This window comes from Staphylococcus sp. GDY8P54P (assembly GCF_017892645.1).
Taxonomy (GTDB): domain Bacteria; phylum Bacillota; class Bacilli; order Staphylococcales; family Staphylococcaceae; genus Staphylococcus; species Staphylococcus ureilyticus.
This window is the reverse complement of sequence record NZ_JAESLN010000017.1, coordinates 31,228-44,385: the sequence shown is the minus strand read 5'-3', so window position 1 is coordinate 44,385 and position 13,158 is coordinate 31,228. Positions and strand designations below refer to the sequence as shown.

Genomic DNA, 13,158 nt, shown 5'->3' with positions numbered 1-13,158 from the left:
ACGCATAGCGTATGGTTTTTTATCCAATTACAAAAAGCAAGTTTCAAATATGAAACTTGCTTTTATAATTAATCGAATTTTTTATTAAGTAACATTTTATTTAATAACATCAACTGTTCAGGAACACTATTTCTTGAAACATCAGGATGATTGACAATATGGTTATCTATCATACGTATTTTATTTACAAGTTTTTCCTCTATTCGATTTGTTTGGTTGTAATATAATTTTACGTTTTCACAACAAATAATATGTTTTTCAAAGCGATTACTTTTTTTTAAGTTTGTATTAATTGTCGGCACTAAATCTTCCTGTCTTAGTCCTTTCATAAACCTTCTATCATTTTGTTCTAGGTCTCCACCAATATTTACAATTGGATCAACAGCTAATGTCTTCAAATCGAGTGCTGCTCCATGATAAAGTGCACCTGTCCCTCCTTTAGACCCTCCATAAAGAACAACATTTTCTTTTTTTATGTTCAATTTTTCAATTAAATTTAAAATTGAAAGTTGTATATTCTTTTCATAATCTGGAAAATTAGATGTACTGATATAGTGCGATCCATGTGAGACATTTAAATCCATTATTCTCATGGTATATACGTTTTTAACTAAACTTCTTTCGATTCCATTAAAAAACTTTGGAAACATTCTTTTAGGCATTAATGAGCTATCATAATCACTTGAATTTGGCATGCAAGTAAATATTACTAAAAGTTTTTTAGGAACTTCATTATTTACTTTTCTATCTATAGGTTTATCTAAAGTATAAAAAATGTCATTAGATTTTATTAAATCTTTTCTTTGAAATAATTCTTCAACATATGCTCTTTTATAAAATTTTGAAATTGTACCTTGATGAAAATATAAAATATAATCATTTTTTAATAAATCTTTATACTTTTCATGTATTTCAGTACTTTTCCTTGCCATTTCTATATAATTTAGTTTACTCTCTGTGTCAATTAATATTCTCTTTTCATCATTAAAAATTATTTCTTCATTTAATTTATATATATAACTATTATCCATAAATTCAATTCCTTTTATTTAATGTTTACTTATAAAATATTTCTTTCAGTATTTTATAAGTACTACCATCACTATCTAAAGACATTAATCTATTAATTAATTTAGTGTAATCAATATTTTTAATATGTTTTATTTGTAAAGCTAATTTATACTCATTTAAAGATGCAATTGGAAAATCACCTAATTCAAATATATTGAAATAAAAACCAATACTATTTTTGTAATCTTCTGTATCTTCTTGCAATAAAAGTATCGGTTTATTTAAATGTGCAAAATCAAAAATAGTTGATGAATAGTCAGTAATCATAATGTCCGAAAGAATATATAATTCTTGTATATCTACAAATTCATTATAGAAGCAATGTATTCTCTTATCTAAATTATTATATTTGGGTCTTAATGAGCTTTCATTTGGATGCAACTTAACTATAATCTCATATTCATTTGGTAAATAACCCAATAATTGCTTTAAGTCAATACTAGTCACTTGGCTACGTTTTTGATTACGCCAAGTAGGAAAATATAATATATATTTCTTTCTCGTATCTTCTTTGAATAGGTATTTTCTTTGTAATCTTCTCCATTCTTCATCTGTTTGAAATTTTAGCAAATATTCATTTTTAGGCGCCCCATATTCCAATACTTTTAATTCGTTATTATCGTGTAGTTGAAATGCAGAACTTAACAGCATACTATTTACATTTGAAGATGTAATTAGATAATCCCATTTATACATTCTTGGTTTAAACTGTGATAATTGATGATTTCTTTCTTTTTTATTGCCTAAATCACCAACCATTTTTTTAAGCGGAAAACCATGCCATGTTTGAATAAACACTTGGTCTTTATGCTTATATACTTTATCCCAAGAATTACCATTTATAAATATATATTTAGACATTCTAAATTTTTCAATATAATCTTTACTTCCAAATCTAACAGGTTTAAACCCATGGTTTCTAATTTCTATATCTACAAGTGAATTAATTGAACTTACAAAAACTTCTTTATCTTTAAAGAAATTTTTAATGCCTAATGCTATATACTTTGGATCACCACTGAAATTATTCCCATGGAATGATTCAATGAATACTTTATTTGCTTGTGGAATGATTTCATTTAGCTTTTGCTTATACAAGTTTGTTTCTTTTTGTTTATAATGCTCTTTTAACTTATTATTTAAAACCTTATTGGAAAAAATTTTATTTAAAATCGGTAAAGATTTCATTTTTTTAAATTGTTCTTTTTTCTTATTCAAGTTTTTTAATTCATTCTTTTCCCTTGATTTAAGTACAAATTTCTTTCCATATTTATTTTTAAAGAAAAATTCTTTTGACATGTTATTATTGTTAATTATATTTTTTAAATTATTAACATATTCACTACTATAATTTGAATTTAAAAATGTGGCTTTTAATTTCTGAACATCTTCTTCACGATCTGTTTTTGTATATTTACTATCTAATATAGAAGTGATTAATACACTATCTTTTCTAATATTTTTTTCTAGGAATTTAATACCATTATACTGTGAATAGACCTCTTCTAAAACATTATCGTCACCAGGATAAATAAGTGCTCTATTCCCTCTAGCTAATGTTTCTAATATTGAATAACCTAACGTTTCATATGGTGAAGATGAAATATATATATAATTAAGCGGTTCTTTTTCATTAATATGAACATTATTTTGTAAATTATAATATTTCACTAAATTTTTATACAATAATTCTGATGGACCATAACCTATAATATATAGTTGAATATCATTTCTATCTGTGTTTTTTACTATATAGTTTATTAATTTTATTACGTAGGAAATATCTTTAATATTATCTTCGAACCTTGCTTTTATTAAAAGATTTCTTTTCGTATTTATAGGCTTTCTCTTGAGATCAATATGTTCAGCATTTACATACTGGGAAAACACTGAGTTATATTTATATTTCTCTATAAATTTTTCTTTTATAGTATCTGTACTTACTCTTATACTATCAATGTATTCTAAACCTAAATCCAGTGAGTCATCTATATATTCTAATGGGCCATGAATTTCACCAATTATTTTAATCTTTTTGTTTTTTTGTTTAACCTCTTTAGCATAAATAAATAGTTCTTCTCTTGTGATAATTAGTAAATCTCCTGCTGCGATTTTAATAAAATCATCAAATTTATAAAACTGAACATTATTATTATTTATACCTTCATGTATAATTAAGCGCGTTATATCGTCACTTTCAAAATCTAATATATTAAAGTAATTAACATTATTACCATTCTTCAAAAATGATTTTATTAAATTTATGTTACTTCTTGATGTGCCTCCTTTGGCAAAGATATTGTATCCCAATATATTAATATTCATTTTCTCACCTTTCGTTCCCTAATCTTTTTACTTTTAAAAATTCCCTAAATTCAATAAAAGTTATTTTCGAAATAAACTAAACTCTGCTAATTATACATTATTATTTTATTTATATCTATGTTATATTACATTTTTGAATTAAATTTTCAATTTTTAAATATTTTAAACATAAAAAAAGTTGCCATTTTCTTACATGGCAACTTTTAATAATTATGCTATTTTATGCGATTTCTATCTGGAAGCGACGAACGACTGTGCCATCATCTAATGTTGAAGATTCTATTTCTTCCCCACCATTGTGTAAGATGACAGCTGCAGAGGCTTCATTATCTTTTTCACAAGTAATCAGCGCTTCTTGTACGCCAATACGTGATAAGTAGTCTAATGACTTTTTCAAAATTTTATTCCCAAAGCCCTTGCCTCGGTAGCTCTTACGAACACCGTAGCCAACATGGCCGCCAATAATTTTTAATTTTTCATTCAAATGATGGCGAATATTGGCAGCGCCAATAATCTTATCATCATCAATTAAAAACAATGTCGTATTATCTACTGTCTCATCATTAGATTTGTTATCTGCTAATTCATGTACAATTTCTTCAAAATTATTGTATTTGGTAATATTCGTAATCTCAGGCACTACCTTTTCATCGTGATCTATCCATTCTTTCATATAATCACAATATAATGTTTCGTCAGCCATTGTTAACTCTCTAAATTCAACCATGTTGACACTCCTTCCTTTTAGTTGCTATCCCATTGGTTCGTCATGTGTATTGAGATAATACACGTAGTTGTCAGTCCATTGTCCATGTTCGAAAATAAATCCTTTTCGAATACATTCAAATTCAAAGCCTAATTTTTCAATTAACTGAATAGAAGGTTGATTATCCAAATTGATGTGTGCTTCTATTCTATGAAACTTTAAAGTCTCTTTCGTTTGTTTCACAAGTTCTGATAAAGCTTCATAAGCATACCCTTGATGCCAGTATTGATTATGGATAAAATAACCGATTTCTGCCCATTGAAATTGATCGCGGCTTAAATTTTTAATGTTAAGCATACCAAGATGACGTCCAGTTTTATCAAAGATGCCAAATATATACAAATCATCATCTTTAATCGCTTGTTGATGCTTTAAGACCATTGCCGCAAACCATGGTTCCGTGGCATCTGACATGTCGACTTGGCCTTTATCATGCTTGTATTGCGCAGGATAACGATTAACAAATCCTGACAACCATGACTCATAATCATTTTCTTCTAACGGTCTAATGATAAGCCGTTGTGTAGTGAAATGCAACCCTAAATTATTTTTCATTGAAAAACCCCTTAACATAAGGCGTCAGCAACCAAAACTATAACATCATTTGGCATAAAATCAACCTTTTAATTTATTAAAAATATGAACTGCTTCTAAGGACGATTTTCACTCGTCATGAAGGTCATTCAAAATCATCGTGAGTATATCATTTTGTGTCATCATTTCAGTACTCAATTTCTCATTTTTTATATTTAGTGTATCTTTTTTAACAAACCAGCTTGCAAGTTTTTGTGCACTGAAATCCGTATATGTTTTTGAGTGATGTCTTCTCACGGTTTCTGCATAAGGTAAGTCGAAATAATAAATATAGCTTTTAATATGCGTACTTGAAATAATGCTCTGTAACATATTACCATATTTTTCTTTGTTGAAAATACCCTCTACAATAACATATTTGCAATGTGCTATGCCAAATAGTGTAATGTATTTTATTAGCTCAATTGATAAATTGCCTGGTCTATCTGAGACGTTTAACATATGGCGTCTTATTTCATCTTGACCCACGCGCATGACACCATTACCCAACATGCTTTGTAAGTTACGGGCAATAGTCGTTTTGCCACTACCAGAGTTACCTCTTAATAATATTAGTTTTGTCATTGTATCACCTTATCCTCTAGATAAATTGTGATTTATTTATATACTTTCATAAGTGTTAAACTTATACCCTATCAAAGTGATTAAAATCAAAAAAGCTAGACCCTTTATATCCATACAAATAGGACATAAGCAGTCTAGCATTTTGTTGCTTCATTTATTTTTTATATTCATTCGTTTTATAAATTGGAGTTAGCGTTAAATTGTACCTAGTTCTTTACCTACTTTTTCATATGCCGCTAATGCTTGATCAAGCATTTCTTTTGTATGTGCAGCTGTAGGCATATTACGAACACGGCCCGTACCTTTAGGCACTGTTGGAAAGACGATGGATTTCACATAGATACCTTCATCTTTTAAGCGGCTACTAAATGCTTGTGTTTCTTTTTCGTCACCTATGATTACTGGTGTAATTGGTGATTCAGAATTACCAATGTCAAAACCTAATTTTTTCAGTCCATCTTTTAAGTAATTACCATTTTCCCAAAGTTTGTCGTGTAATTCTGTTGATGCCATTAATTTCTTAACAGCTTCAGTGATGGCTTTTGTATCACCAGGCGCTAGTGATGTTGAGAATAAGAATGGTCTTGATTGTGCTTTCAACCAATCGATCAATGATTGTGTACCAGCTACATAACCACCGACAACACCAATCGCTTTAGATAATGTACCGATTTGAAAGTCAATTTTATCTTGAAGGCCAAAATGTTTCACTGTACCTGCACCATTGCCCATGACACCAGAGCCATGTGCGTCATCAACATATGTGATTAAACCGAATTCTTCTGCAATTTCTACGATTTCTGGTAATTTAGCAACATCGCCATCCATACTAAATACACCGTCAGTAATATACATTACTTTATTGTATTGTCCAGATTCAACAGCTTCTTTCGCTTTAGCGCGTAAATCGTCCATATCTGAATGGTTGACGCGTATAATTTTCGCTTTAGATAAACGACATCCATCAATAATTGATGCGTGGTTTAATTCATCTGATAGGATAGCATCATTTTTATTCATCACAGCTGAAATGGCTGCCATATTGCAATTAAAACCTGATTGGTATGCAATCGCTGCCTCTGTACCTTTAAACTTCGCAAGTGTTTCTTCCAATTCGTCATGAAGGTCTAATGTACCGTTAATAGATCTTACTGCACCTGCACCTACGCCATGAGTGTCTATGGCATCTTTGGCAGCTTGTTTTAAATCTTCATCTGTTGCAAGTCCTAAATAGTTATTTGAAGACAAATTAACATAGTTTTTCCCGTTTATTTTAATCTCTGGTCCATTTGCACCTTCAATTGTATCAATTTCATTATAAAGTCCATTATCTTTTAAATATTGAATATTTTCATCTAAAAAGCCATGTAGTGACTGTACCACTGGAAATCCCCCTTTGAGTTATCTACTATTTAATCCTATCATAACCCATTTTCTTGTATCAGGAAAGTAGAATCACACGATTTATTAAAGCGTTTTCTACAATCTAATTAAAGTCACAATAATTGTCTCTACAGTAAAGTCATTTAAAATGATATAATAGAATAATCATTTTAAGGAAGAAGGGTTGAAGTTGTTTGATTGGTTTCAACTAGCAAGAGAAAAGGAAAACAGAATGATACAAATACGTCGCTATTTGCATCAATATCCTGAATTATCATTTGAGGAGTATCATACACGTGACTACATCCTAAATCAACTCAGCCAACTATCATGCGAGGTACGGTCGCCTGTTGGAAGAAATGGTATTGTCGCAACATTTAGTGCACAAGGAGACGGTCCAACGATTGCATTACGTGCTGATTTTGATGCTTTACCTATCAATGAACTCACTGAAGTAGATTACAAGTCTAAAAATCCTGGTGCAATGCATGCATGTGGGCACGATGGTCATACTGCAATACTACTAGCCGTTGCTGAAATCATCGACGCACATAAAAGCAAATTAAATGGTGATGTCGTGCTAATTTTCCAATATGGTGAAGAAATTATGCCGGGTGGCTCACAAGAAATGATTGATGATGGCTGCTTACAAAACGTAGATAGAATATATGGAAACCATTTGTGGAGTGGTTACCCTACCGGCACAATTTATTCTCGTCCTGGCGCGATGATGGCCTCTCCAGATGAATTCAACGTAACGATTCATGGTCAAGGTGGACACGGTGCGAAGCCACACGAAACCATCGATCCTGTTGTCATTATGGCTGAATTTATCATTAGTGCGCAAAAAATTGTTTCTAGAACGATTGATCCAGTAAAACAAGCTGTTATTAGCTTCGGTATGGTACAATCTGGTTCGGCAGATAATGTCATTCCAGATACTGCATTTTGTAAAGGAACGGTGCGTACTTTTGATACAGAAGTACAAGCACATGTGATGCACAAGATGGATAAGCTATTGCAAGGGTTGGCTGTTGCGAATGATATTACTTATGATTTTGATTATATTAAAGGTTATTTGCCTGTCCACAATAATCCTAAATGCTTTGACATCGTTAAACAAGCTTCAAATGAGATGAATTTAAGATTTAACGAATCTGAATTAATGATGATTGGCGAGGACTTTTCACATTATCAAAAAGTACGTCCAGGTGCATTCTTTTTAACAGGTTGTGGTAACCCTGAAAAAGATACCACACATCCACACCATAGCCCATATTTCAATCTAGATGAAAAGGCATTAAAATATAGTGCCAGCCAGTTTTTAAAAATATTAGAGTTGGAAAATGTAATTAAGCCCTAGGCCTGAATAGCCTAGGGTCTTTTTATTTCCAAATATCTCACACTTTAAATTTCAACCTTGGTCATAATATTATTCAGTTGAAAAATAAATATTACATCAAAAATAAAAAAAGAGCCTCCAAAATGGAGACTCTTCAAATCTATATTAAAGATAAGATATCTTATTTGTAGATTTCAGTTACAACGCCTGATCCAACAGTACGTCCACCTTCACGGATAGAGAAACGTGTACCGTCTTCGATAGCGATTGGAGAAATTAGTTCAACTTCCATTTCAACATTGTCGCCAGGCATAACCATTTCAGTACCTTCTGGTAAAGTAACAACGCCTGTTACGTCAGTAGTACGGAAATAGAATTGTGGGCGGTAGTTACTGAAGAATGGAGTATGACGTCCACCTTCATCTTTAGATAAAACGTAAACTTCCGCTTTAAACTTTGTATGTGGTGTAATTGAACCAGGAGCAGCTAAAACTTGACCACGTTGGATGTCTTCACGTGCAACACCACGTAATAACGCACCAATGTTGTCACCAGCTTCAGCATAGTCTAATAATTTACGGAACATTTCTACACCAGTAACAGTTGTTTTGCTTGATTCTTCTTGCATACCGATGATTTCAACTTCTTCACCGACTTTGATTTGACCACGTTCAACACGGCCTGTAGCAACAGTACCACGACCAGTGATTGAGAATACGTCCTCAACTGGCATCATGAATGGTTTATCAGAATCACGTTCTGGTGTTGGAATGAATTCGTCAACAGCTTGCATTAAGTCTAAGATTTTTTGCTCATAGTCAGCGTCGCCTTCAAGTGCTTTTAATGCTGAACCAGAGATTACAGGTACATCGTCACCTGGGAAGTCATATTCGCTTAATAAGTCACGAACTTCCATTTCTACTAATTCTAATAATTCTTCATCGTCAACCATGTCAACTTTGTTTAAGAATACAACTAATGCTGGAACACCAACGTTACGTGATAAAAGGATGTGTTCACGAGTTTGTGGCATTGGACCATCTGCAGCAGATACTACTAAGATAGCTCCGTCCATTTGTGCAGCACCAGTGATCATGTTTTTAACATAGTCAGCGTGTCCTGGGCAGTCAACGTGAGCATAGTGACGTTTGTCAGTAGTATACTCGATGTGTGCAGTATTAATTGTAATACCACGTTCTTTTTCTTCTGGAGCGTTGTCAATCATGTCGTATGATTGTGCAACAGTGTCACCATTTTTTGCTAAAACAGTTGCGATAGCAGCTGTTAAAGTAGTTTTACCATGGTCAACGTGTCCGATTGTACCAATATTGGCATGTTCTTTTGAGCGATCGAATTTTTCTTTAGCCATTATAAAATCTCTCCTATTCGTTAGAAAAATAATTGTTAAATTTATCTCTCATGACAGTTTCTCACCATCATGAGAAGATGATTAATTTAGTTTAAAAGGACCATATAGTACCTTTATAATGCATTTTCCCTAAAAAATCAATTAATAAAACTGTAAGCCATATAATTATGCTTTACATGTATTGTACAGACTGTCACTGCACAATACAAGTCTAATTATTCAGCTGTTTTATTACCACTGTTTTTCTTAATTATATCTTCAGAAATTGATTTTGGAACTTCTGCATAGTGATCGAAGTACATTGTGTATGTTCCACGACCTTGTGTATTAGAACGTAATGAAGTTGCATAACCGAACATTTCTGAAAGTGGTACAAAGGCATTTACAACTTGTGCATTACCACGAGGTTCCATACCATCAACACGTCCACGACGAGATGTTACATCACCCATGATGTCACCCATGTATTCTTCAGGCATTTCAATTGTAACTTTCATCATTGGTTCTAAGATAACTGGTTCACATTTTTTAGCTGCTTCTTTAAGCGCTAATGATGCAGCGATTTTGAAGGCCATTTCTGATGAATCGACATCATGATATGAACCATCAAATAATTTTGCTTTAACATCAATTAATGGATAACCAGCTAATACACCGTTTTCCATAGCATCTTTAAGTCCTGCTTCAACTGATGGAATGTATTCACGAGGAACTACACCACCAACGATAGCGTTTTCGAATTCGAAACCGCCGCCTGTTTCGTTCGGTTCAAATTCAATTTTAACGTCACCGTATTGTCCACGACCACCAGATTGACGCGCGAATTTACCTTGAACTTGTGCTGATTGCTTAAATGTTTCACGGTATGAAACCATTGGCGCACCAACATTACATTCAACGTTAAATTCTTTTTTCATACGGTCAACTAAGATGTCTAAGTGAAGCTCACCCATACCACCGATGATAACTTGTCCAGTTTCTTCGTCAGTGTGTGCATGGAATGTTGGGTCTTCTTCTTGTAATTTAACTAAAGCTGTAGTCATTTTGTCTTGGTCAGCTTTAGATTTTGGTTCAACTGATAAGTGAATAACAGGTTCTGGGAAGTCCATTGATTCCAAGATAATGTCATTTTTCTCACCACATAAAGTATCACCAGTACCAGTTTCTTTTAGACCTACCGCAGCAGCGATATCTCCTGAGTAAACTGTGTTAAGCTCTTGACGAGAGTTAGCGTGCATTTGTAGTAAACGACCTACACGTTCACGTTTATTCTTCGTAGAGTTTTTAACATAAGAACCAGAAGTTAATGTACCTGAGTACACACGGAAGAATGTTAACTTACCAACATAAGGGTCAGTCATTACTTTGAACGCTAGTGCAGCGAACTCAGCATTGTCATCCGCTTTTGCGATAACTTCTTCTTCTGGATCATCAGCACGGTGACCGATAATTGGTTTAACATCTAATGGTGAAGGTAAATAATCAATTACTGCGTTAAGCATTAATTGAACACCTTTGTTTTTGAAGGCAGTACCAACAAGAACTGGGTAGAATTCAATATTATTAGTTGCTTGACGAATAGCGTCTTTTAATTCAGCTACAGTAATTTCTTCGTCACCAAGATATTTTTCCATTAATTCATCACTTGTTTCAGCTACTGCTTCAATAAGTGTTGCACGAGCTTCTTCAGCTCTTTCTTTTTGATCTTCAGGAATTTCAATTTCTTCAATTTCAGTTCCTAAGTCATTGTTGTATTTGAAACATTTCATTTCAACTAAGTCGATGATTGCTTCAAATTCATCTTCCGCACCAATTGGTAATTGGATTGGTTGTGCATTCGCTTGTAGGCGATCATGAATTGTGCTTACAGCATATTCAAAGTTCGCACCTAGTTTATCCATTTTGTTTACGAATACAATACGAGGAACGCCGTAAGTTGTTGCTTGACGCCAAACTGTTTCAGTTTGAGGTTCAACACCTGATTGCGCATCAAGTACTGTAACCGCACCATCAAGTACACGTAATGAACGTTCAACTTCAACAGTGAAGTCTACGTGTCCAGGTGTATCGATGATGTTTACACGGTGATCATCCCATGAAGCTGTTGTTGCAGCTGATGTGATTGTAATACCGCGGTCTTGCTCCTGTTCCATCCAGTCCATTTGTGAAGCTCCTTCATGAGTTTCACCAATTTTATGGATACGTCCAGTATAGTAAAGAATACGTTCAGTCGTAGTTGTTTTACCAGCATCGATGTGAGCCATGATACCGATATTACGAGTTCTTTCTAAACTAAAATCTCTAGCCATGTATTTTTCTCCTTCCAGTATAACTGCGAATAAATACTATAAATATGGCGATGCCCTAAGCATGCACCTAGATAGTAAACTATCAATGTGGAACATGCTCAGGGAAAACCTACTATCCTACCAACGATAGTGAGCGAAGGCTTTGTTAGCTTCAGCCATTTTATGAACGTCTTCACGTTTCTTAACTGCACCACCAGTGTTGTTTGCAGCGTCTAAAATTTCGTTAGCTAAACGTTCTTCCATCGTTTTTTCACCACGAAGACGTGAATAGTTAACTAACCAACGAAGGCCTAAAGTAGTACGACGTTCTGGACGAACTTCTACAGGTACTTGATAGTTAGAGCCACCTACACGACGTGCTTTAACTTCTAATACTGGCATAATGTTGTCGATAGCTTCTTCGAAAACTTCGATAGCTTCACGACCACTGCGTTCTTGAACTAATTCAAATGCAGAATAAAGAATTTTTTGAGCTGTTCCACGTTTACCATCTAACATAATTTTGTTAATTAATTTAGTAACTAATTTTGAGTTATGAATTGGATCTGGTAATACGTCTCTTTTTGGTACTGATCCTTTACGAGGCATAATATAAATCCTCCCTTCCTAATTATAATATATTTTCATTCTTTATAACGAAAATTTACGCAATCTTAAACTTATTTTTTAGGTTTTTTAGTTCCGTATAATGAACGACCTTGTCTACGACCGTCAACACCTGAAGTATCAAGTGCACCACGTACGATGTGGTAACGTACACCAGGTAAGTCTTTTACACGTCCACCACGTACAAGTACAACACTGTGTTCTTGTAAGTTGTGGCCGATACCAGGGATATACGCGTTAATTTCGATGTTGTTAGACAAACGCACACGAGCATATTTACGTAACGCAGAGTTAGGTTTTTTAGGTGTCATAGTACCTACACGTGTACAAACACCACGTTTTTGCGGTGAGTTTAAGCTAGTGTACTTTTTCTTTTTACTGTTGTAGTTTCTGTTCAATGCTGGTGAATCATAGTTTTTTGATTTGCTTTGTCTTGGTTTACGTACTAATTGGTTAATAGTTGGCATGAAATATGTCCTCCTCTCTTCTTTTATAATCCCACACATCCAGGTGGTTCATTTTAAAGGTAAATAAAATTTAGTAAGAAAAATCTTACTAATCTCATTTCAATAATGCAACAACAGTCGCATTAACGTTTATACCTACATACTTTCCTAAAGCTCGTTTGCTCTCGAAAAATGAGATAGATATGTTTTTTTGATTGATTTGACTTAACACGCGAGTCATTAGATGAACTTCAACGTCTTCAGCGATAATCAATGATGTCACTTGATCTTTATTCAAAGCTTTTAGCGTCTGTTTAAGACCAATAACATAGTGTTGTTTGTTAAAGCGTGCAACTTTTTCATTAGACATCTAAATATCCTCC

12 protein-coding genes are annotated in these 13,158 nt (G+C 33.3%); 1 reads left to right on the top strand and 11 read right to left on the bottom strand.

From position 1 onward, the window contains the following. Nucleotides 1–68: 68 nt before the first annotated feature. From KA883_RS07860 to KA883_RS07835, 6 genes are all read right to left on the bottom strand, one after another. Nucleotides 69–1,031, bottom strand: coding sequence for an accessory Sec system protein Asp2 (locus KA883_RS07860; RefSeq protein ID WP_046207670.1), 963 nt, complete (start codon nt 1,029–1,031; stop codon nt 69–71). Between the two features lie 25 nt (nt 1,032–1,056). Continuing rightward, nucleotides 1,057–3,396, bottom strand: coding sequence for a CDP-glycerol glycerophosphotransferase family protein (locus tag KA883_RS07855; RefSeq protein ID WP_210139942.1), 2,340 nt, complete (start codon nt 3,394–3,396; stop codon nt 1,057–1,059). 220 nt (nt 3,397–3,616) lie between these two features. Next, a complete protein-coding gene (locus KA883_RS07850; protein WP_070039462.1) occupies nt 3,617–4,123 on the bottom strand; it encodes a GNAT family N-acetyltransferase in 507 nt (168 codons plus the stop codon). Nucleotides 4,124–4,147: 24 nt separating this feature from the next. Then, complete coding sequence (locus KA883_RS07845) at nt 4,148–4,717, bottom strand: GNAT family N-acetyltransferase (RefSeq protein ID WP_046207673.1); 570 nt, start codon at nt 4,715–4,717, stop codon at nt 4,148–4,150. A 108-nt stretch (nt 4,718–4,825) separates the two neighbouring features. Next, complete coding sequence (locus KA883_RS07840; RefSeq protein ID WP_046207674.1) at nt 4,826–5,320, bottom strand: AAA family ATPase; 495 nt, start codon at nt 5,318–5,320, stop codon at nt 4,826–4,828. Nucleotides 5,321–5,515: 195 nt separating this feature from the next. Continuing rightward, nucleotides 5,516–6,703: a glycine C-acetyltransferase gene (locus tag KA883_RS07835; RefSeq protein ID WP_046207675.1), complete on the bottom strand. Its 1,188-nt coding sequence runs from the start codon at nt 6,701–6,703 to the stop codon at nt 5,516–5,518. A gap of 190 nt (nt 6,704–6,893) precedes the next feature. Here KA883_RS07835 and KA883_RS07830 point away from each other — a divergent pair, with 190 nt between their 5' ends. Further along, on the top strand, nt 6,894–8,066 hold the full coding sequence (locus KA883_RS07830) for a M20 family metallopeptidase (protein WP_046207676.1): 1,173 nt from the start codon (nt 6,894–6,896) through the stop codon (nt 8,064–8,066). A 160-nt stretch (nt 8,067–8,226) separates the two neighbouring features. Here the strand turns inward: KA883_RS07830 and tuf are convergent, their stop codons facing one another. The 5 genes from tuf to KA883_RS07805 all read right to left on the bottom strand — a co-directional run bounded on the left by tuf (nt 8,227) and on the right by KA883_RS07805 (nt 13,145). Then, nucleotides 8,227–9,414 carry an elongation factor Tu gene (gene tuf / locus KA883_RS07825; protein ID WP_046207677.1) on the bottom strand — a complete coding sequence of 396 codons (1,188 nt, stop codon included), beginning with the start codon at nt 9,412–9,414 and terminating at the stop codon, nt 8,227–8,229. A gap of 215 nt (nt 9,415–9,629) precedes the next feature. Beyond that, complete coding sequence (gene fusA / locus KA883_RS07820; protein WP_046207678.1) at nt 9,630–11,723, bottom strand: elongation factor G; 2,094 nt, start codon at nt 11,721–11,723, stop codon at nt 9,630–9,632. A 117-nt stretch (nt 11,724–11,840) separates the two neighbouring features. Next, a complete protein-coding gene (gene rpsG, locus KA883_RS07815) occupies nt 11,841–12,311 on the bottom strand; it encodes a 30S ribosomal protein S7 (RefSeq protein ID WP_019468564.1) in 471 nt (156 codons plus the stop codon). 71 nt (nt 12,312–12,382) lie between these two features. Continuing rightward, nucleotides 12,383–12,796 carry a 30S ribosomal protein S12 gene (gene rpsL, locus KA883_RS07810; RefSeq protein ID WP_019468565.1) on the bottom strand — a complete coding sequence of 138 codons (414 nt, stop codon included), beginning with the start codon at nt 12,794–12,796 and terminating at the stop codon, nt 12,383–12,385. Nucleotides 12,797–12,890: 94 nt separating this feature from the next. Next, the gene (locus KA883_RS07805) at nt 12,891–13,145 is read right to left on the bottom strand and encodes a ribosomal L7Ae/L30e/S12e/Gadd45 family protein (protein WP_046207679.1); all 255 of its coding nucleotides are present in this window, start codon (nt 13,143–13,145) and stop codon (nt 12,891–12,893) included. Between the last annotated feature and the right edge of the window lie 13 nt (nt 13,146–13,158).

Coding starts and splice junctions, on each gene's coding strand:
- KA883_RS07840 (WP_046207674.1), bottom strand. CDS start 5,320: ATGACAAAACTAATATTATTAAGAGGTAACTCTGGTAGTGGCAAAACG.
- KA883_RS07850 (WP_070039462.1), bottom strand. CDS start 4,123: ATGGTTGAATTTAGAGAGTTAACAATGGCTGACGAAACATTATATTGT.
- KA883_RS07805 (WP_046207679.1), bottom strand. CDS start 13,145: ATGTCTAATGAAAAAGTTGCACGCTTTAACAAACAACACTATGTTATT.
- KA883_RS07855 (WP_210139942.1), bottom strand. CDS start 3,396: ATGAATATTAATATATTGGGATACAATATCTTTGCCAAAGGAGGCACA.
- fusA (WP_046207678.1), bottom strand. CDS start 11,723: ATGGCTAGAGATTTTAGTTTAGAAAGAACTCGTAATATCGGTATCATG.
- KA883_RS07860 (WP_046207670.1), bottom strand. CDS start 1,031: ATGGATAATAGTTATATATATAAATTAAATGAAGAAATAATTTTTAAT.
- KA883_RS07845 (WP_046207673.1), bottom strand. CDS start 4,717: ATGAAAAATAATTTAGGGTTGCATTTCACTACACAACGGCTTATCATT.
- rpsG (WP_019468564.1), bottom strand. CDS start 12,311: ATGCCTCGTAAAGGATCAGTACCAAAAAGAGACGTATTACCAGATCCA.
- tuf (WP_046207677.1), bottom strand. CDS start 9,414: ATGGCTAAAGAAAAATTCGATCGCTCAAAAGAACATGCCAATATTGGT.
- rpsL (WP_019468565.1), bottom strand. CDS start 12,796: ATGCCAACTATTAACCAATTAGTACGTAAACCAAGACAAAGCAAATCA.